Annotated in this window: 21 protein-coding genes and 1 tRNA gene; 15 read left to right on the top strand and 7 right to left on the bottom strand. The window is 68.7% G+C overall.

Features of this window, described 5'->3' with window-relative positions:
- The first annotated feature begins 7 nt into the window (after nucleotides 1-7).
- Nucleotides 8-1351, top strand: a complete 1344-nt coding sequence (locus IO24_RS0120320) for a site-specific integrase (protein ID WP_031137585.1) — start codon at nucleotides 8-10, stop codon at nucleotides 1349-1351.
- Nucleotides 1352-1674: 323 nt separating this feature from the next.
- The gene (locus IO24_RS0120315) at nucleotides 1675-2028 is read left to right on the top strand and encodes a VOC family protein (RefSeq protein WP_031137584.1); all 354 of its coding nucleotides are present in this window, start codon (nucleotides 1675-1677) and stop codon (nucleotides 2026-2028) included.
- A gap of 104 nt (nucleotides 2029-2132) precedes the next feature.
- On the opposite strand, the gene IO24_RS0120310 is transcribed toward IO24_RS0120315, so the two are convergent.
- Nucleotides 2133-2513 carry a DUF6344 domain-containing protein gene (locus tag IO24_RS0120310; RefSeq protein ID WP_031137583.1) on the bottom strand — a complete coding sequence of 127 codons (381 nt, stop codon included), beginning with the start codon at nucleotides 2511-2513 and terminating at the stop codon, nucleotides 2133-2135.
- A gap of 337 nt (nucleotides 2514-2850) precedes the next feature.
- Here IO24_RS0120310 and IO24_RS46005 point away from each other — a divergent pair, with 337 nt between their 5' ends.
- On the top strand, nucleotides 2851-2979 hold the full coding sequence (locus tag IO24_RS46005) for a DLW-39 family protein (RefSeq protein ID WP_003999697.1): 129 nt from the start codon (nucleotides 2851-2853) through the stop codon (nucleotides 2977-2979).
- A gap of 144 nt (nucleotides 2980-3123) precedes the next feature.
- On the top strand, nucleotides 3124-4464 hold the full coding sequence (locus IO24_RS0120300; RefSeq protein WP_031137582.1) for a hypothetical protein: 1341 nt from the start codon (nucleotides 3124-3126) through the stop codon (nucleotides 4462-4464).
- 27 nt (nucleotides 4465-4491) lie between these two features.
- Here the strand turns inward: IO24_RS0120300 and IO24_RS0120295 are convergent, their stop codons facing one another.
- Complete coding sequence (locus IO24_RS0120295) at nucleotides 4492-5955, bottom strand: serine/threonine-protein kinase (protein WP_031137581.1); 1464 nt, start codon at nucleotides 5953-5955, stop codon at nucleotides 4492-4494.
- Nucleotides 5956-6204: 249 nt separating this feature from the next.
- The gene (locus IO24_RS0120290; protein WP_031137580.1) at nucleotides 6205-6753 is read right to left on the bottom strand and encodes a helix-turn-helix domain-containing protein; all 549 of its coding nucleotides are present in this window, start codon (nucleotides 6751-6753) and stop codon (nucleotides 6205-6207) included.
- A 181-nt stretch (nucleotides 6754-6934) separates the two neighbouring features.
- Here IO24_RS0120290 and IO24_RS0120285 point away from each other — a divergent pair.
- From IO24_RS0120285 to IO24_RS0120275, 3 genes are all read left to right on the top strand, one after another.
- Nucleotides 6935-7007 (top strand) — tRNA-Ala (locus IO24_RS0120285).
- 867 nt (nucleotides 7008-7874) lie between these two features.
- Nucleotides 7875-8048: a hypothetical protein gene (locus IO24_RS0120280; RefSeq protein ID WP_157851277.1), complete on the top strand. Its 174-nt coding sequence runs from the start codon at nucleotides 7875-7877 to the stop codon at nucleotides 8046-8048.
- Nucleotides 8049-8251: 203 nt separating this feature from the next.
- Nucleotides 8252-9061, top strand: a complete 810-nt coding sequence (locus IO24_RS0120275) for an SAM-dependent methyltransferase (protein ID WP_031137578.1) — start codon at nucleotides 8252-8254, stop codon at nucleotides 9059-9061.
- A 40-nt stretch (nucleotides 9062-9101) separates the two neighbouring features.
- Here the strand turns inward: IO24_RS0120275 and IO24_RS0120270 are convergent, their stop codons facing one another.
- The 3 genes from IO24_RS0120270 to IO24_RS0120265 all read right to left on the bottom strand — a co-directional run bounded on the left by IO24_RS0120270 (nucleotide 9102) and on the right by IO24_RS0120265 (nucleotide 11112).
- Nucleotides 9102-9992 carry a DUF5753 domain-containing protein gene (locus IO24_RS0120270; protein WP_031137577.1) on the bottom strand — a complete coding sequence of 297 codons (891 nt, stop codon included), beginning with the start codon at nucleotides 9990-9992 and terminating at the stop codon, nucleotides 9102-9104.
- Nucleotides 9993-10079: 87 nt separating this feature from the next.
- Nucleotides 10080-10277: a DUF397 domain-containing protein gene (locus IO24_RS43155; RefSeq protein ID WP_078965992.1), complete on the bottom strand. Its 198-nt coding sequence runs from the start codon at nucleotides 10275-10277 to the stop codon at nucleotides 10080-10082.
- Between the two features lie 133 nt (nucleotides 10278-10410).
- Entirely contained in the window at nucleotides 10411-11112 is a 702-nt protein-coding gene (locus tag IO24_RS0120265; protein WP_031137576.1) for a DUF5324 family protein, read from the bottom strand.
- A 338-nt stretch (nucleotides 11113-11450) separates the two neighbouring features.
- Between IO24_RS0120265 and IO24_RS0120260 the strand changes: the two genes are divergently transcribed.
- Nucleotides 11451-11978 (top strand): peptidylprolyl isomerase, encoded by a 528-nt coding sequence (locus IO24_RS0120260; RefSeq protein ID WP_031137575.1) that lies wholly within the window; start codon nucleotides 11451-11453, stop codon nucleotides 11976-11978.
- An 88-nt stretch (nucleotides 11979-12066) separates the two neighbouring features.
- A complete protein-coding gene (locus IO24_RS0120255) occupies nucleotides 12067-12957 on the top strand; it encodes a rhomboid family intramembrane serine protease (protein ID WP_031137574.1) in 891 nt (296 codons plus the stop codon).
- Between the two features lie 254 nt (nucleotides 12958-13211).
- On the opposite strand, the gene crgA is transcribed toward IO24_RS0120255, so the two are convergent.
- On the bottom strand, nucleotides 13212-13466 hold the full coding sequence (gene crgA / locus IO24_RS0120250; RefSeq protein WP_031137573.1) for a cell division protein CrgA: 255 nt from the start codon (nucleotides 13464-13466) through the stop codon (nucleotides 13212-13214).
- A 139-nt stretch (nucleotides 13467-13605) separates the two neighbouring features.
- On the opposite strand from crgA, the gene IO24_RS0120245 reads away from it, so the two are divergent.
- Genes IO24_RS0120245 through IO24_RS0120220 form a run of 6 tightly spaced genes read left to right on the top strand, consistent with a single transcriptional unit; the run spans nucleotide 13606 to nucleotide 17811 of the window.
- Complete coding sequence (locus IO24_RS0120245; RefSeq protein ID WP_031137572.1) at nucleotides 13606-14388, top strand: DUF881 domain-containing protein; 783 nt, start codon at nucleotides 13606-13608, stop codon at nucleotides 14386-14388.
- 20 nt (nucleotides 14389-14408) lie between these two features.
- Nucleotides 14409-15086 carry a class E sortase gene (locus tag IO24_RS0120240; RefSeq protein WP_031137571.1) on the top strand — a complete coding sequence of 226 codons (678 nt, stop codon included), beginning with the start codon at nucleotides 14409-14411 and terminating at the stop codon, nucleotides 15084-15086.
- A gap of 17 nt (nucleotides 15087-15103) precedes the next feature.
- Nucleotides 15104-15301: a hypothetical protein gene (locus IO24_RS0120235; RefSeq protein ID WP_037668147.1), complete on the top strand. Its 198-nt coding sequence runs from the start codon at nucleotides 15104-15106 to the stop codon at nucleotides 15299-15301.
- The gene (locus IO24_RS0120230; RefSeq protein ID WP_031137570.1) at nucleotides 15298-15936 is read left to right on the top strand and encodes an aminodeoxychorismate/anthranilate synthase component II; all 639 of its coding nucleotides are present in this window, start codon (nucleotides 15298-15300) and stop codon (nucleotides 15934-15936) included. Before IO24_RS0120235 ends, IO24_RS0120230 begins: the two co-directional genes overlap by 4 nt.
- Nucleotides 15933-17048: a class E sortase gene (locus IO24_RS0120225; protein WP_031137569.1), complete on the top strand. Its 1116-nt coding sequence runs from the start codon at nucleotides 15933-15935 to the stop codon at nucleotides 17046-17048. Before IO24_RS0120230 ends, IO24_RS0120225 begins: the two co-directional genes overlap by 4 nt.
- A 13-nt stretch (nucleotides 17049-17061) precedes the next feature.
- Complete coding sequence (locus tag IO24_RS0120220) at nucleotides 17062-17811, top strand: class E sortase (RefSeq protein WP_031137568.1); 750 nt, start codon at nucleotides 17062-17064, stop codon at nucleotides 17809-17811.
- Nucleotides 17812-17984: the final 173 nt, after the last annotated feature.

Below are 17984 nucleotides of genomic sequence, written 5' to 3'. Positions count from 1 at the left end.
GCCCTGCATGAAGAAGTTCCCCGGCGACCGGCCGTCCACCGACGAACACACCGGCAGCTGGGAAGCGCGGTACACCGACCCATCTGGCAAGGAACGCAGCAAGACGAAGCCTGACTTCGATGCCGCCGTCGCCTTCCTGGAGCAGACCCGCACCGAGATGCGGCAGCGGACGTGGATCGACCCGGCCCGCGGCGAGATCACCCTCGCCGCCTGGTGGAACCTGTGGTGGCCGACCCAGACGAAGGGCTGCACCCGGATCGAGGACTGGTCCCAGTCCCAGCTCCGCGACGAGGGGATGTGGCGGAACCACATCGAGCCCACCTTCGGCAACGTCCGTCTGTACGAGCTGGCCTGGCGCGAAATCCAGCTCTGGGTGAACGGGCTGCACGACGAGAACGGCGGGCCACTGGCCGCCAGCTCGGTCACGAAGTGCTTCCAGGTCCTGGACCGGATGATGGAAGACGCGAAGCGGGATCGCCGTCTCCCCTTCAACCCGGCGGAGGGCGTGAAGCTCCCCACGATCAAGAAGAAGCACCCCGAGGACCGGCGGCCGCCCTCGTACGCGCAGCTGTGGCTGATCAGGCAGAAGCTGCCCGAGCACTTCCACAATCTGCTGATCGTCGCCCAGGAGACCGGCCTGCGCTTCCAGGAGTTGGCAGGCCTGCGTTGGAGCAACGTCGACTTCGAGGGCCGCCGCATCCATGTACGCGAGGTCCTGGTCGAGCCGCGTGGCAAGATCAAGCGCAAGGCGTACCCGAAGAGCGACGCCGGTCTGCGCACGGTACCCATGACCGGCTTGGCCGCCAGGGTGCTGCGCGAAGTGTGGGCCAGTGAGCCGGATGCGAGCCGAGAAGCATCTGAGCCGAAGGACGGCCTCTGTGAGAACGAGCTGGTCTTCCACGGACGGAACAAGGTGCGCCGCGGCAGCCGGCAGAACGGCGGCAGCGGCGAGCCGTACCGCGCGCCGCTGCGTCGGTCCGCGTTCCGGCGGCTCTGGATCGACGCCATCACAAAGGCCGGCGTCGTCCGCACGACGGTGAAGACGGTCAAGGCTCAGCGGGTCGACGAGCAGACGGGCCGGGCGCGAACGGTCGAGCTGGAACGGACCGACTGGTGGCCGGACTTCCACGACGTCCGGCATGCGTACGCGTCCCGTTTGCACGACCGCGGAGTTCCCGAGGTGATCACGCAGGAGATCCTCGGGCACGAGCGCGCGGGTGAGGTGACGTGGATCTACACGCACGCGGCAGCGGACTATGCGGGCCAGGTCCTGGCGGCGCTGGAGGAGGGCAAGCCGGGCGCGGTGCCCCAGGCGTCGCGGCGCCGGTTGCGGGTGGTGTCGGCAGCGTGAGCCACCCCGTGACTACCCCGGAACTACCCCGGGGATGGCTTACGTTCCACAGGGGTCGGGCGGTTATCCACAAGGTAGACAGCTGTAGATGTGGATAAGCGCCGCAGGTCAGGTGACCTGCGGAGATCATCTAGGGAGAGCTGTTTCCTGATAAGGATGAGGCCACAGGTTCAAATCCTGTTAGCCCCACCAGCGAAAAGACCCCAGTCGACACCGGCTGGGGTTCTTTGCTGTCCCGGGCCGACATCAGCCGCGGTTCGGGTCCCCCCGCCAAGTGCTCCAACCGCCGGTTCTCGCGATCTCCGCATGCCTAGACTCGGCAAATGACCTTGGAATGGGAACAGGTAATCGTTCACGCGGTGGATCCGGTGGCTCTGGGTCGGTGGTGGGCCGAGGCTCTTGGCTGGGTAGTGGTCTACTCCTCCGATGACGAGTTCGAGATCCGCCCGGAGCCGGATCGCCTGCCAGGGCTGGACTTCGTCCGCATCGAGGAGACCAAGCAGTCCAAGAGCCGGCTGCACCTCGATTTCAGGCCCGACGACCAGGCCGCCGAGGTGGCTCGCCTCGAGGCCCACGGCGCCAAGCGTGTCGACATCGGCCAGGGCGACCAGTCGTGGGTCGTCATGGCCGACCCCGAAGGCAACGAGTTCTGTGTCCTCGGCCAGCGGAAGCAGTGAGCCGGGACATGCTCAAGCAGTGAGCCGTGACATGCGTGAGCCCGGCGGCTCTGTCGAGCTGCCGGGCTCTGTACGCGGGATCGCCAGGACGTTGTACCGGGGGTTCAGCGCCGGAGGGGCGTGAGATGGTCCGCCTCGGCGTCGGGGTCCTCATCGGTGCAGTCGGTGCCGGGGGTGGCCGCCGTGTCCGCGGGGGAGCGGTGCCGGCAGCGGGGGGTCTTGCCGTGGGCCTCGGCGCGGATGCGCTGCTTCATCGTGGGGGGCAGGGCCCTGGAGGAGGTCAAGGGGTACGTCGCCGGTGCCGCCGTCCGCTGCTGCGGGATGCTCGCGCTGTTGCTGTTGCTGTTGCTGTTGCTGTTGCTCTTGCGCTCGGTCTGCGGTACGGCCGCGGCAGCGGTCGTGGTGACGAGTCCGAGCGCCGTGCACAGCGCGAGGAAGGCGGTGACGATGGCGGTCCACACCTTCATGACCTTGTTCCGGGCCATGGCCCCTCACTTTCGGGTTGGGCGATTTGCGTACTTTCCTCATGATGTGTATGGGGGTCGAGAAGTGGTGGATCTACGCCCGTGGCGCGTCGATGTTCCGATGAACACCACCCGGATGGGCGCAAGAGTGGAGGAAAGCTGAGGAGAGCGGCGAAAGGAGATCAAAGTAACCGTCCGTCGGGGTGTGATCACCCTCCGATCGGAGCGGTGAACTCCGCTTCTATCCCGGTTCCCGGGACGGGAGTTGAGGGCCGACTCAGGTCACCGATCGGTATCGGTCGGTGTGTATAGTCGGGCGGCAGAGGTCCCCTACGTCAAGGAAAGACGAGGTCGCGCGGTGAAGAAGCTTCTCCTGGTCGCACTGGCCGCCATCGGCGGGCTCCTCGTGTACCGCCAGATCCAGGCGGATCGCGCCGAGCAGGATCTGTGGACGGAGGCGACTGACTCCGTGCCCACGGGTTCGTGAGTCACGACAACCCAGACCGAACACACCCCGGCCGCCTCGCGGTCGGGGTTTTGTGTGCCGAGGGCCGGTCGTGAACCCGGCCGGCGCGGCAGGATGGGCCACGGTTTCACGGCTTCGTGGTCCGGCGACGGTGAGGGGTGGCACGTGAGGAGACGGTGTCGTACGGCGTGGGGGCGGCACGCGGGGGCGTGGCGCGCCCGTCCGGTGGTCGCCGTGCGCGTCGGCGCCGCGGCCGTGGTGCTGGGTGCGACAGCAGCCGTGATACCGGGGCAGACCGCCGCCGCCGGAGAGGCCTCCGGCACGCCGAGCCCGTACGCCTTCGCCGACGGAGCGCACAGCGTCGAGGGAGCGAGGAGCACCGGGCATGCCGCCCCCCTGAAACCCGGCGGGGCCTACAAGAGCTCCCTGCCGAGCAGCGGCAAGGTCAGCTACCGCCTCGAGCTCGACGCCGCGTCGAACGCCTACGTCTCCGTCACCGCCGTCCCCTCCCCCGGCAGCACCGTCTCCGTCATCGACGGGATCAGAGTGTCCGTGCAGGACGCCGAGGGCAGCACCTGCTCCGTCGACACCGCCAGTTTCGGGGCCGCCCGCAGCCCCCACCCCATCGCGGCATGGGGCAGACGCGAGACCGGCAGGGCGCTGTGCCAGAAGGCCGGTGCGTACTTCGTGACCGTCGAGCGCGTCGACCCCGAGGGTGAGGGCTCCTCGCCGGACGCCTGGGACCTGGAGCTCGTCGCCCTGACGGAACCGCGGACGGCGAAGGCCGGCGCGACCACCGCCCCCCAGGTGTGGGACTCCGCCACGCCCCAGCCGCTCCAGGGAGAGTCCGACCGCCGGAAGGGCGGCGCGGGCTTCACCGCGGCGACCCCTCTCGACCAGGGAGTCTGGCAGGACGACATCAGGCCCGGCCAGACACTCTTCTACGCGGTGCCGGTCGACTGGGGACAGCAGGTCTCCGTCACGGCCGACCTCGGCAGCTCGGACTCCGGCGCCACCGGCTACACGTCCGACGCGCTGGACCTGGCTGTCTACAACCCCGCGCGTGGTCGTGTCGCCGATGTGGGTGTCGGCTACGACGGCGGCCAGAAGTCCGGGAGCCTGCCTCCCCTGCCGCCGGTCGACCATGCCAACCGCTACGCCGCCACCGCGCAGGTGAGCGCGTTGCGCTTCGCCGGTTCCTACTACCTCGTCGCCCATCTCTCGAAGGACGTCGCCGACACCTTCGGGGACGGGCCGTTCGTGATGACGCTGCGCGTCCGGGTGAGCGGGGAGCCGCGGGGCGGGCCCGAGTACGCGGGGGAGTCCGAGCCGAAAGGCGTCTTCGAGGTCTCGGACCAGGACCGGGAGGCGGCCGCGGAGGGCGTGGCAACGGGCGATGACACCGCCATGAGGGCGCTCGCCGTGGGCGGCATCGGCACCGGGAGCGCCGTGCTGGTGGGACTCGGGGTGTGGACCCTGATGGCTCGGCGCAGGAACGCCGCGTAGGGCGGGCGCGGGGCCCTCGCAAGGGTCTCAGAGCTGGGTCAGGGCCCAGAAGCCCACGGCGTAGCAGGCCAGCGCGAGGAGCAGCAGCGGCACCGCCACCTTGGTCGGCGGCCCGGGGCGGGAGGGCCGTTGCGCCCGGTGCCGTGACGGCGTCTGGCCGATCGGCGGGGCCTGCGGGGTCCGGGCCGTGTACGAGGCTGTGGAGGCGTCCGTGCGGTACTGCTCCGCAGGGGGCTGGGGCGGGCCGGAGTACACCGGTGGGAGTGGCTGGGCGGGCGACAGCCGGTGCGTGGAGTCATAGGGGGAGACAGGCTGCTGCTGCCGGTGCGGTGCCTCGGCGTGCTGCCCCGGGGCGGGGGACGAGGTGACGGTGGCCTGCGGGGGCGGCAGATGGAAGCTGCCGGTGTCCGACATCGAAGGCGGCCGGGCGGGGCCGGCCGACGGGTCGGTGGTCCGCTGCGGGTCGGTCGGTACCGCGTAGGGGTGCGGCTCGGCGTGCTGCCCGCCGGGCACCGACAGCTCGCCCTCGTCATCACTCCGCCGAAACCGTTCATCGCCCGTCTTCGAGGAGTCGGACAGTTCCTCTCGGAGGCCCAGCCCCTTCGCCCGCTCCAGCGGCCCCTCGGGGGCGAAACCCCGGGGAAGCGGGCCGAGTTGGTCGAAGATCTCGATCAGCTCGTCGTCCGGGCCCGGCTCCGGGAGAAGCTCCGCGGCGGCGGCGAGTGCCTTGCGCGCCCCCGTGGCCGTACGGAACCGCGCCTCCGGATCCGGTTGGAGCAGCATGGCCACCACCTGCCACAACGGCTCAGGAATGCCCTTGGGCGCACCGGGAGTCCCGTGCTCGGCGAAGTACTGGATGAGCGCCTTGCTGTCCGGCTTGGCGCCCTCCAGCAGATACAGCGCGACCAGCCCGACGGCGAACAGGTCGGCGGTGAAGTCCGGTTCGGCGCCCATCATCTGCTCGGGCGCGAGGTAGCCGGGCGTCCCGACCACGAGGTTGGTCTCGGTCAGGCGGGGCTCGCCCAGCCGCATCGCGATGCCGAAGTCGGACAGCCGCAGCCGCGGCCGGCCCGTGCCGGTGGCCTCCAGCAGCACGTTGGCGGGTTTGACGTCACGGTGCACGACGTCCTCCGCGTGCACTGCGGCCAGGCCCGACAGCAACTGGTCGAGCAGGGTGCAGACGAAGGCCGGCGGGAGGGGGCCGTAATCCCCCACGAGGTGGACGAGTGATCCGCCCGCGACCAGGTCCATGGTGAACAGGACTTTGTCGTCGTCGGCGGCCCAGCTGGTGGGGGCGAGCACATGGGGGTGGTCGATCCGCAGCGCCTGTTCCCGGACGAAGCGCAGCAGCGAGTGCGCGTCGCTCTGGAGCAGGATTTTGGCGGCGACGTAGCGACGGCGGCGGTGGTCCCAGGCGCGCCAGACGGCGCCGACCCCTCCGCGTCCGATCGGGTCGACCAGTTCGTACCGGCCGGCGAAGACCTCACCCATGGCTGTACGTCGCTCCTCCCCCTGCGGCTTCCCCCCCTTGCTTCCCCCTCGGTGAGCACTACGACTCCCCGACGGGCGAAACGGCTCCCCCGACGTCCCCCGACTCCTCCGATGAGCGATACGTCCCCCTCGCGTCGTCCGGTCCCCCGTACGGAACACGCCCCCTCGTGCCCCGCCCGTACCGTGACGCGTCCCCGTCACCTCACCCACGCCCGCTGCCGAACCCCCTTCGGCGGCCGGGCGGTGGGATCAGCTCTGGTGGGACTGGTAGTGCGCGACGGCGTCAGAGGTGCGGCCGGCGCCGTAGACCCGGAGGAACTCTGCCAGTTCCGGATGGGTCGGGGCGAGGGTGTCGGCGGCGTCGATGATGTCGCCCGCCGCCGCGACCGACCGCAGCAGCGACTGGATCTCGCGCACGACGCGCTTGACCGTGGGCGCCCCCGAACCGCTCGTCGTCTGTGTGGTGTTGCTGAGCACCGAGCCCCCTTGTGACTTCTTGATCTCCTCCATGCGCTCGGTGGCCTCGGCCGCGCTCACGCTGCCGTCCGCGACCTGCCCCGCCAGGTCCTGCAGCAGCTGCACCCGCTGCACCACGGCGGGGTTGCCGATCTTCGCCCGCTGACCGCTCATCAGCTGCGACAGCATCGGTGCGGACAGTCCCAGAACCCCCGCGAGACGAGCCTGGTTGAGACCAAGATCGTCGATGAGCCTACGGAAGAGCGCCCCCAGCGGCTCCCCGTACCAGTTCCGCTGCAGTTCCCGCGCTCTTGCGGTCGCTTCCTGCTGTGCGGCGTCCATTGCGTCTCCCCATCGCTTCCCCATGTACGGCGGTTCGCGGTAGCGAACCACGCCGAGCATCTTACGGAGAGTGGTCGGCGACGGGGACCCCCAATCTTTTTGCGGAACCACGGGGGTGACCCGGTACTCTGGTCTCCGACGCCCGCCGGGACGTGGTTTCTCCGGTCGGACGTCCCCTTCCGGGGCCTTAGCTCAGTTGGTAGAGCGCTGTCTTTGCATGGCAGATGTCAGGGGTTCGACTCCCCTAGGCTCCACGCTGCGAGAGCCCCTTTGACCTGGGGAAACCTGGGTCAGAGGGGCTCTTCGTGTGCCCGGGGTCCATGGGTGGGGCGTGCTGGGGAGGCGGTCGACGCCCTGCGATGAAACCGATCCGGGCGTTGTGGTGTCAGGTGCATCCCCGTGGGCGCCCGCCCGCTCCGGGTTCCCGGGCTGCATCAGGGACGGCTGTCCCGGCTCCACTTGTTGTACGCGGCCTCGCCGGGCTTCCCGCCCGGTCTCCCGCCCGGCCTCGGTCGGGAGCGCCCGCTCGCGGCGGGGAGGCCGGCCCCCGCCGAGTGTGTGGGAGGAGACGCTCTCTTGCACTCTTATTGCATCTGCACGTGCAGATATACGGAATGAAACGCTCCACAGGTCCCCTCCGCCCGCCTTGATCAGGGGCCCGAGCGCAGGGCATGGGAAGGCCGACGGGAAGCGCTATCTGCGTCAGGGTCGGGGTAATCGATGCTGTTCCGGAAAAGATCGATCAGAAAGAGACGCGAATCCATCAATGATGGTCGTAATTGGCTTTCTGGGAAGTCACGTGTGATCTGCGGTGGGAGGGGTCAAGTCGGCTGTGTTTAATGGGTGTTGCTGCAGGCTCAACAAATCCCACTGTTGCATTGGCCGAACGCGTGGCGGGCCTTACGGGGGACCGCTACTGTGGCGGCGTCAGCAGGGAAACGACCCTGCACAGCCCCGCGCACGCAAATGCCCCAGGGTGGTGAAGCACCCCGGGGCATGCGCGATCAATGGAAGGAGAAAGACTTCACGTGATCGATAGGTTTGGCCGAGGCAGGTTCGATGCCCTCTCGGCCGATAGCGAAGTTAGCATTTGGCGCCAGTACGGTCCACAAATTCGCCGGATGATCATCTGGCGAGTGGAGCTGTGCCTCGGTCTGCTCCTGGCGGCCGGGGTGCTGGCGTGGCTCGCGGTGCGGGATGCCGACTGGGCCGCCATGGGGGTCGCGACAGGCGTCCTGGGCGTCGCCCTGCGCAGTCGCTCGTCCATCCGCTATGTGCGCATGCGCATCGAATGACCGCGGGGCCGGCCCCGTTTCCGGTCGGAGGCGGGGCCGGCCCTCCGGTGCACGCAGGGCCGCAGGGCCGCAGGGTCGCACGACCGCGCGTCCGGAAGCTGGTGGCCCGATCGCCCGATCGTGGCCTGTCGTCACCCCAAGTGCGCCCCTACCATGGGCAGTTCACCCAGGACGCCGGCTGGGTGCCGCTTCGGGGAGGACGTATGGGCCATTACACGCCGACAGACCGTGAGATCGACGTCACGACCCCGAGTGTGGCTCGCATGTACGACTGGCTGCTCGGAGGAACCGACAACTACGCGAGTGACCGGGAGGCATGCGACCACTTGCTGCGGATCGCTCCCAGCAGCAAGGAACTCGCCCTGACCAACCGCGCCTTCTTGCGACGGGTGGTCCGCTTCCTGGCCGAGGAGTGCGAGATCCGGCAGTTCATCGATCACGGATCCGGCCTGCCCACGCAGGACAACGTCCACCAGATCGCACAGAAGGCGGACCCGCAGGCGCGGGTGGTCTACGTGGACGACGACCCCATCGTTCTCGCGCACGGCCGCACCATGCTGGAGGAGAACGCCCAGACGGCGGTGCTGTGCGCTGACATGCGTGACACCGATGACATCTTCGAACACCGCGACACCCAGCGGCTGATCGACCCGACCAAGCCCACCGCGGCCCTGTTCGTCTCCGTCCTGCACTGCCTCCCGGACGCCAGCGATCCCGCCGCGCTTCTGCGTGACGTGGCAAGTCGACTGGCCCCGGGAAGCTACCTCGTGGTCTGCCAGCTCGTCAGCGACGACAAGGCGATCCGGGACGGTGTCACCGACCTGATGGCAACCACGACCGGGGGGCGCTGGGGCCGCGTACGGTCCAAAGCGGAGGTCGCGGAATTCCTGCGGGACTGGAGGCCGGTGGAACCGGGGTTGGTCGAAGTGAGCCGATGGCGCCCCGACTCCCAGCCGACCGTCTGGAAGCAGGGAAACGAGTGGGAGGAATGGGGCGGCGTCGTCGCACTGTGAAAACAAGAGCCGACGACTGCACGGAACACGGAACCCGGGCTCAACGGTACTTTTCGATCGCCTCGCGCAGTAGTTCCTCCGTGCGCTTTCGGGAAGCCGCTTGTTCCATCAGGCGATTCAGCACCAGCCTGTAGCGCTCCGTCTCTTCCGGGCGGGTCAGGTAAGTGGCGCTGCCGATGCTCTCGACATAGACCACCTCCGCCGGCCGGCCGTCCCGCAACCGCAGGTGCGTGATCGGATACGGCGGTGAGACATCCCCACTGTGGACGAATTCGACGATCCGGATATTGGTCCCGGGCACTTGTCCCAGGGCCAGCAGCTGCTCCAGCTGCCGTCTCATGACCCGCCGGCCTCCGCGCGGCCGGTGCAGCACGCCTTCGTCCAGCAGGGCCGTGAGCACAGGCCGGTCCGGCTGCCTCAGAATCCGTTGCCTGTCCAGCCGCAGAGCCACCCGCCGCTCGTTCTCCGCGTCCATCGGGAGGGCGGCGGAGATCACCGCGCGTGCGTACTCGCGAGTCTGCAGCAAGCCCGGTACGACGAGGGCCTCGTACATGATGATCCGCTCGGCTCCCTGCTCAAGGCCTATCAGCCTCTTGAGGAAGTCCGGTGTGACATCGCTGTACTGCGTGTACCAGGCGCCGTTGGAGGACTGGGAGAGCAGATACTCGATCTCCGCCAGCTCTTCGCGGCCGGCCCGGTAGAAAGCCGCGAGATCACGGACGTCCCGCGCCTTGGGCTGGGTGGCGGCCCGCTCGAGGCGGCTGATCTTCGCGGCGGAAGCGCGGATCGTCACCGCCGCTTCACTCAATGTCACACCACGCTGGAGGCGCAGCCTGCGCAGGCGCTCGCCGAGAAGGCGGGCTGCCGGATCCGGCTGTGACTGCTGCCGCGAGGACATCGACGCTGCAGGCCCATCAGATCCCACGCGCACGCACTCTCCTCTGCGAGATCAACGCTTGTCCGAGTCTCGCAGAGCGGAGAACCCGATGGGACCGGACAAGCGTTGTTCCGCGCCGGGCTACGCGGTCAGTCCGTCGAACTCACCATCCCGAGCACCGGCCACAAAGGCTGCCATCTCCTGTCGCGTGTACACCAGGGCGGGCCCCGAAGGGTGCCGCGAGTTCCGGACGGCGACCCGCCCGTCGGGGAGCTCGGCGACTTCAACGCAGTTGCCCGCCCCTTGACTTGCCGTGCTCTTGATCCACAGGGCGCCCATGATCCGGTCGGCGGGAACACCGTTGTCGTACTGCAGGGGCGGCGGGTGTGGGGGGGAGGGACGACTCGAGCGGGGCGGGGGAGGGGGGGGGTGGGCGGCCCCCCCCCCCGCCGTGCTGTTGAATCCGACGTCCTCAGGAACGGTCGTCGCGCCGGGCGGCCTCTTCCTCGGCCTGCTTGGCCTCGACCTCCGGATCCAGAACCGACTGACCCGTGCCGTCCACGGACGACAAGTGCCCCGACTCGGGAACCTCCGTCGCGGCCGGCGGCTCCACCAGCCAGTCCGGATTGGCCTGCTTGTCCCACCACTTCCACGCGGCGAAGGCACCGCCCGCGAGAGCGCCCACAAGCACCAGCGTCTTCACGGCCTTGCCGGCCCTGGCCCGCCGTTCGTGCTTACGGACCAGCTTCTGGATCTCCTTCGACGAAACCTGGCCGCGCAGCGCGGCCATCGCGGCCACACTCCGGGCCGCGGCCTCGGACGTGACAGGCACGGCCGCGGCCATCGCCTGCTCGATCCTCGGCCTGGAATACTCCGCCGCCTGCCGGGCGGCCTTGCGGGTGCGGTCGGCGGCGTCCTGGGCGGCCTGGTCGACCTTCGGTGGCACATGCGTGCGGGCCTGCTCCAGATACGGCTGCACATGGGCGCCGTACTGGACACGCGCCTGCCCTGCGGCCTGCGTCACCTTGGGCGCCAGCCGTACGCGAGCCTCGTGTGCGTAGTGCGCGGCCCTGTCCTTGGCCGTGTCGGCGTAGGGCGCCACCACTTCCGCGGCGTGCAGCACGCTGTCCTTCGCCGAACCAGTCGCGGCGCGCACGCTGTCGATGCGGGTCACGGGTTCCTCCTCCTCGGTGGCGTACGGTATTTCGACTTTCCACCCTTTTACGGATCATGCCTCCCGGCGCACGACCAGGCATGCGTGGAAGGGCATCCGGGTCACGGGAGTCGGCATCAAGCGCCGATCACGTGCAATAGCGGATGAATAGGGGGCAACAGGAGCTTGTCGTCGACAATGCCACGGATCCCCGCCGAGCGCCCCCGCCCCGGGACCACTCGACCGGTTTTCTGCCCACGCCCGCCGAGGGTTTCCCCCCGCTGCACCGAGGCCGGGCGACGCGGGGGCCCGTCCATGCGAGGATCAGGGAGTCACGGAAAGACAACGGAAGGCAGATCGTGGCTGAGCAGCTCTACGCCACCCTGAAGACCAATAACGGCGACATCGTGGTCCGGCTCCTGCCGAACCACGCGCCCAAGACGGTCAAGAACTTCGTCGAGCTCGCCCAGGGCGAGCGGGAGTGGACCCACCCGGAGACGGGCCAGAAGTCCACGGACAAGCTCTACGACGGCACGGTCTTCCACCGGGTGATCAGTGGCTTCATGATCCAGGGCGGTGACCCGCTGGGCAACGGCACCGGCGGCCCCGGCTACCAGTTCGAAGACGAGTTCCACCCGGACCTGCGCTTCGACAAGCCCTACCTGCTGGCGATGGCCAACGCCGGCCCGGGCACCAACGGCTCGCAGTTCTTCATCACCGTCTCCCCGACGGCGTGGCTGAACCGCAAGCACACCATCTTCGGCGAGGTCACCGACGCGGCCAGCCAGAAGGTCGTGGACGCCATCGCCACGGCCCAGACGAACCCGCGCACCGACCGCCCGCTGAACGACGTGGTCATCGAGTCGGTCGTCATCGAGACCCGCTGAGCGCAAAGGCTCCCGCAGGGAACCAATCGCCCCGCCCATCCGTAAGGATGAGCGGGGCGGGCTTTTCTCACACGACCAAGGGGAGACCATGGACGACCAGGCTGCGGGCAGCCCGCAGGACGCCCACAGCGTCCCCATGTGCTACCGCCACCCGGACCGCGAGACGGGCATCCGCTGCACGCGCTGCGAGCGCCCCATCTGCCCCGAGTGCATGGTCAACGCTTCCGTCGGCTTCCAGTGCCCCGAGTGCGTCCGTACCGGCTCCGGCACGGGCCACCCGCCCACGGCCGCCATGCCCCGGACGATCGCGGGCGGTTCCATCACCGCCGACCCCCGGCTGCTGACCAAGATCCTCATCGGGATCAACCTGGCCGTGTTCATCGCCGTCCAGGTGCACGAGTCGCTGCTGAACGACATCGTGCTGCTCGGCGCCTGGCCGCCGGCGCCCTTCACGCCGACCCAGGGCGTGGCGGGGGGCGAGTGGTACCGCATGGTGACGTCGATGTTCACCCACCAGGAGATCTGGCACATCGCGTTCAACATGCTCAGCCTGTGGTGGCTCGGCGGCCCGCTCGAAGCCGCACTCGGCCGCGTCCGCTATCTCGCGCTCTACTTCATCTCCGGACTCGCGGGCAGCGCCCTGGCCTACCTGCTGGCTTCCGCGAACACGGCCACCCTGGGCGCCTCCGGCGCGATCTTCGGGCTGTTCGGCGCGACGGCCGTGCTGATGCGCCGGCTCAACTACGACATGCGGCCGATCATCGCGCTGCTGGTGATCAACCTGATTTTCACCTTCAGCCCGGGGTTCAACATCTCCTGGCAGGCCCACATCGGCGGCCTGGTCGCCGGTGTCGTCGTCGGGTACGCCATGGTCCACGCCCCGCGCGAGCGCCGGGCACTGGTCCAGTACGGCACCTGCGCCCTGGTCCTCGGAGTGGTCGTGCTCATGACCATACTGAGGACGGCGCAGCTCGCCTGAGCAGGCGTTGTCCACAGCGGGTGCCGGATCTTGTGCATACCGTGCGGGAACACATGTGCCCCCTGTCACCGGCCCGCGTCGCCGCAGGTCAGACAGGGGGCGAACATGTTTTCGAGTGCCGGTACTTCCGTCATACCGGCGTCAACGTCCCGTGGGTTATCCACAGATCGTCTTCATTATCCCCATGTGGAAAACTGCTGTGGATAACTCAGCGAACAGCCCTGGGCAGAGCTGCGTTCACCTTCCGGTGACCGTTACTTCCACTGGGTCGAGACGCCGAATCCGGCGGCGATGAAGCCGAAGCCCACCACGATGTTCCAGTTGCCCAGCGAGTCGATGGGCAGCGTGCCGTCGGTGACGTAGAAGACGACGATCCAGGCCAGCCCGATGAGGAACATGGCCAGCATGACGGGCGCGACCCAGGCACGGTTGCTCAGCTTGATGGCGGTCGTCTGCTTGGCAGGCGGCGGCGTGTAGTCGGCCTTCTTGCGGATACGTGACTTCGGCACGAGGGTCTCTCCTGTCGATGCGCTGCGTGGCCGCGCAGGTATCTGGGTCGGTCTCGGGGCAGCGTAAGGGGACTCCGATTGCTCCCCCGGGCGTCCGTTAGCGTAGTGCTTCCGCCGCGCCGAAGGAGATAAGGGTACGTTGAGCAATTCTGCCGACTCCCCCGGGACGGGATCCACCCCTGAGCGCGCACGGCGTTTTCGGCCTGTGCGCGTCCTCACGGCGGCCGTGTTCGCTCTGGCGGGTCTCATCTTCTTCACCAGCTTCGACACCGCCAAGGGCACCAACATTCGCACGGACAGCTCTCTGCTGAAGCTGTCCGACCTCATCCACGAGCGCAGCCGGGAGAACGGCGAGCTGGACGAGACCAACGGGGCCCTGCGCAAGGACATAGAGGCGCTCGCCGAGCGCGACGACGGCAGCACCAAGGCGGAGGACGACAAACTCGCGGCCCTGGAGAAGCGCGCCGGCACGCAGAAGCTCAAGGGTGACTCGCTCACGGTCACGCTCAACGACGCCCCGCCGGACGCCACCGCCAAGCTCCCCGGCTACCCCGAGCCGCAGCCCGACTACCTGGTGATCCACCAGCAGGATCTCCAGGCCGTGGTGAACGCGCTGTGGCAGGGCGGGGCCAAGGGCATCAAGGTCATGGACCAGCGGCTGATCTCCACCAGTGCCGTGCGCTGCGTGGGCAACACCCTGATCCTTCAGGGCCGTGTCTACTCGCCGCCGTACAAGATCACGGCGGTCGGTGATCCGGGCAGGCTGCAGAAGGCGCTCGCGGCGTCCCCGGCGATCCAGAACTACATGGTCTACGTCAATGTCTACGGGCTCGGATGGAAAGTCGAGGAGAACGGCCCGGTGACTCTCCCCGGCTACTCGGGCACAGTGGATCTGCACTACGCGAAGCCTGTGGAGCAGTAGCCGGACCGGGGGAGCTGCCGGTGCGCGTGATCGTCAGGACCGTCAGCGAACTGTGCATCACGGCCGGCAGCGTGATCGTGCTGTTCGTCGTCTACGTGCTCTTCTGGACCGGTGTGCGGGCCGATGGTGTCATGGACGACCAGATCGACCTGCTCCGGAAGGAGTGGTCGAAGCCCCGCCCGCCGGCCGGTGGCTCTCCCGTGGGCCCTGCGAAGCCCGCGCCCTACGCCAGAGGCAAGCCTTTCGCGATCATGTACATTCCGCGGCTCGGTTTCACGTGGAACAAGCCCGTGCTCGAAGGCACCGCCACCGGCACGCTGAAGAAGGGCCTCGGCCACTACGCCGAGACCGCCCAGCTCGGGCAGCGGGGGAACTTCGCGGTCGCCGGCCACCGCCGCACCTACGGCGACCCGTTCAAGGACTTTCCCGAGCTCAGGCGTGGTGACGCCGTGGTGCTGACCGACGGCACGACCTGGTTCACGTATCGGATCGACAAAGGCCCGTACAAAACAGTGCCCTCGGACATCGAGGTGATCGACCCTGTCCCACGTACATCCGGGTACACGCGTTCGGGACGGTATCTGACGCTGACCACGTGCGAACCGGAATGGGGGCACAGCCATCGGCTGATCGTCTGGGCGCACCTGGACTCCACCCAGCCCGTGGAGGCCGGGAAACCAGAGGCGCTGCGCCGCTAGTCTGGTGGTTGTACGGCGTGGGTCTGGTGCCGTGGTACGACGGAAGGGACGGCATGTACGGCTGGATCTGGCGGCATCTGCCGGGGAACACGTGGGCTAAGGCAGTGATCTCACTCGTCCTGGTCGTGGCCGTGGTGTACGTCCTCTTCCAGTACGTCTTCCCGTGGGCGGAACCGCTGCTGCCCTTCAACGATGTGACGGTGGACAACCAGTGAGTGCGCGCATTCTCGTCGTCGACAACTACGACAGCTTCGTCTTCAACCTGGTCCAGTACCTGTACCAGCTGGGCGCCGAGTGCGAGGTCCTGCGCAACGACGAGGTGTCGACGGCGCATGCCCAGGACGGTTTCGACGGGGTCCTGCTCTCTCCGGGTCCGGGCACGCCGGAGCAGGCCGGCGTCTGTGTCGACATGGTCCGGCACTGCGCCGGCACGGGTGTCCCGGTCTTCGGTGTGTGCCTGGGCATGCAGTCGATGCAGGTGGCGTACGGGGGCGTGGTGGACCGGGCGCCCGAGCTGCTGCACGGCAAGACCTCCCTGGTCGAGCACAGTGGCGGCGGCGTCTTCGCGGGCCTGCCCTCCCCCTTCACGGCGACGCGTTACCACTCGCTGGCCGCCGAGCCGGCCACGGTCCCGGCGGAGCTGGAGGTCACGGCCCGCACGCACGACGGCATCGTGATGGGTCTCAGGCACCGCGAACTTCCGGTCGAGGGCGTGCAGTTCCACCCGGAGTCGGTGCTGACCGAGCACGGGCACCGGATGCTGGCCAACTGGCTGACGGAGTGCGGCGACCAGGGTGCGGTGGCGAGGTCGGCCGGGCTCGCCCCGGTGGTGGGCAGGGCCACGGCGTGACCGCGCTGCGCCCCGAGCGCGAGTCCGACACCTCGTACGGGCAGCAGTCGTACGGGGTGCCGGGTGCGTTCGAGGAGTGGTCGGGCGGTGGGGCGTACGGTGCCTCCCCGCAGCCCGAGCCGCACGCGTCGTACGAACCCGTCCGGGACGAGTCCTTTCTGCCGCCCGTCGACGAGGAGACGGTGGCGCTGCGGCTACCGGATCCACCCCCGCAGACCGGCGGCTCCACAGCGGGCTCTCCGGCTTCTCACGCCGCAGGGCGGGGCGGATCCGCCGAGGGTGGCCGTGCGGCCCGCAGAAAGGCCGCCAAGCGCCGTCACGGGCGTCATGGCGGCGCGGCGGACACCCCGTCGGCGGCGCCCGCCGGCTCCGGCGCCGGGAGCCGGTCCGGGGCGCCGCTGTCGCGGGTGGAGGCGCGGCGGCAGGCACGGGCCCGTAAGCCCGGCCCGGCGGTCGTCGCCAGCCGGGCCATAGGTGAGGTGTTCATCACCACCGGCGTGCTGATGCTGCTGTTCGTCACGTACCAGCTGTGGTGGACGAACGTCCGGGCGCATGCCCAGGCCGGCCAGGAGGCCAGCAGCCTCCAGAACGACTGGGCGAGCGGCAAGCGCAACCCGGGGACGTTCGAGCCGGGGCAGGGATTCGCCCTCCTGCACATCCCGAAGCTGGACGTGGTGGTGCCGATCGCCGAGGGCACCAACAGCAAGGGCGTGCTCGACCGGGGCATGGTCGGCCACTACGCGGAGGGCGCGCTGAAGACAGCGATGCCCGGTGACAAGACCGGGAACTTCGGGCTCGCGGGCCACCGCAACACCCATGGAGAACCGTTCCGGTACATCAACAGGCTCACCAAGGGCGATCCGATCGTCGTGGAGACGCAGGACAAGTACTACGTCTACAAGATGGCGTCGATCCTGCCGGTCACGCCGCCCAGCAACACGAGCGTCCTGAATCCGGTCCCCCCGGGGTCGGGATTCACCGAGCCCGGCCGCTACATCACGCTGACCACGTGCACGCCGGAGTTCACCAGCAAGTACCGGATGATCGTCTGGGGCAAGATGGTCGAGGAACGGCCGCGCAGCAAGGGCAAGCCGGATGCGCTCGTCAGTTAAGGGCAGATGACCAGTGGCAGCGACCACCGACACGGACCACGAGAAGCACACCGGCGCGGCGTCCCGGCCGCCTGCGGCACGTCGCAGGCCGGGCCCGATCGCCATGGCGGTGAGCTTCTTCGGGGAACTCCTCATCACCGCGGGCCTGGTCCTCGGCCTGTTCGTCGTCTACTCGCTGTGGTGGACGAACGTCGTCGCCGATCGCGCGGCCGGCAAGCAGGCGGACAAGGTCCGTGAGGACTGGGCGCACGGCCGGGGCGGCCCCGGGGCGCTGGACACCAAGAACGGGATCGGTTTCCTCCACGTGCCCGCGATGAGCAAGGGCGAGGTTCTGATCGAGAAGGGCACGTCGAACAAGATCCTCAACGACGGCGTGGCCGGCTACTACACCGATCCCGTGAAGGCGACCCTGCCGATGTCGGGCAAGAAGGGCAACTTCTCCCTCGCCGCCCACCGGGACGGCCACGGCGCCAAGTTCCACAACATCGACAAGATCCAGAAGGGCGACCCGATCGTCTTCGAGACGAAGGACAAGTGGTTCGTCTACAAGGTCTACGACATCCTTCCCGAGACCTCGAAGTACAACGTCAAGGTTCTCTCCCAGGTCCCGAAGGAGTCCGGCAGGAAGAAGCCCGGCCACTACATCACGCTGACGACCTGCACGCCGCTGTACACGAGCACGTACCGGTACGTCGTGTGGGGGGAACTGGAGCGGACGGAGAAGGTGGACGAGGACCGTACGCCGCCGGAGGAACTGCGCTGACCGCCCCCTGAATGGGAGACCGGTCGCCAGCATGACGGAGGCCCGAAGCCGCAACCATCTCTTGCGGCTTCGGGCCTTCTGCCGGGACCGGGCCGCTACCCCAGAACGGTCAGGACCGCCCCGGCTCCCCATTCCGCCACCGGCCCGCGGGGCCTTCCAGCCGTGCTCGCCCG

This window comes from Streptomyces flavovariabilis (assembly GCF_000725785.1).
GTDB lineage: Bacteria > Actinomycetota > Actinomycetes > Streptomycetales > Streptomycetaceae > Streptomyces > Streptomyces hawaiiensis.
This window is presented reverse-complemented; position numbering and strand designations above follow the sequence as displayed.

Bases quoted from the DNA above. Each gene is read 5' to 3' on its own strand.
- IO24_RS0120320 (WP_031137585.1), top strand. From the start codon at position 8: ATGAAGAAGTTCCCCGGCGACCGGCCGTCCACCGACGAACACACCGGC.
- IO24_RS0120315 (WP_031137584.1), top strand. From the start codon at position 1,675: ATGACCTTGGAATGGGAACAGGTAATCGTTCACGCGGTGGATCCGGTG.
- IO24_RS0120310 (WP_031137583.1), bottom strand. From the start codon at position 2,513: ATGGCCCGGAACAAGGTCATGAAGGTGTGGACCGCCATCGTCACCGCC.
- IO24_RS0120295 (WP_031137581.1), bottom strand. From the start codon at position 5,955: ATGGGTGAGGTCTTCGCCGGCCGGTACGAACTGGTCGACCCGATCGGA.
- IO24_RS0120290 (WP_031137580.1), bottom strand. From the start codon at position 6,753: ATGGACGCCGCACAGCAGGAAGCGACCGCAAGAGCGCGGGAACTGCAG.
- IO24_RS0120280 (WP_157851277.1), top strand. From the start codon at position 7,875: ATGATCATCTGGCGAGTGGAGCTGTGCCTCGGTCTGCTCCTGGCGGCC.
- IO24_RS0120275 (WP_031137578.1), top strand. From the start codon at position 8,252: ATGGGCCATTACACGCCGACAGACCGTGAGATCGACGTCACGACCCCG.
- IO24_RS43155 (WP_078965992.1), bottom strand. From the start codon at position 10,277: ATGGGCGCCCTGTGGATCAAGAGCACGGCAAGTCAAGGGGCGGGCAAC.
- IO24_RS0120255 (WP_031137574.1), top strand. From the start codon at position 12,067: ATGGACGACCAGGCTGCGGGCAGCCCGCAGGACGCCCACAGCGTCCCC.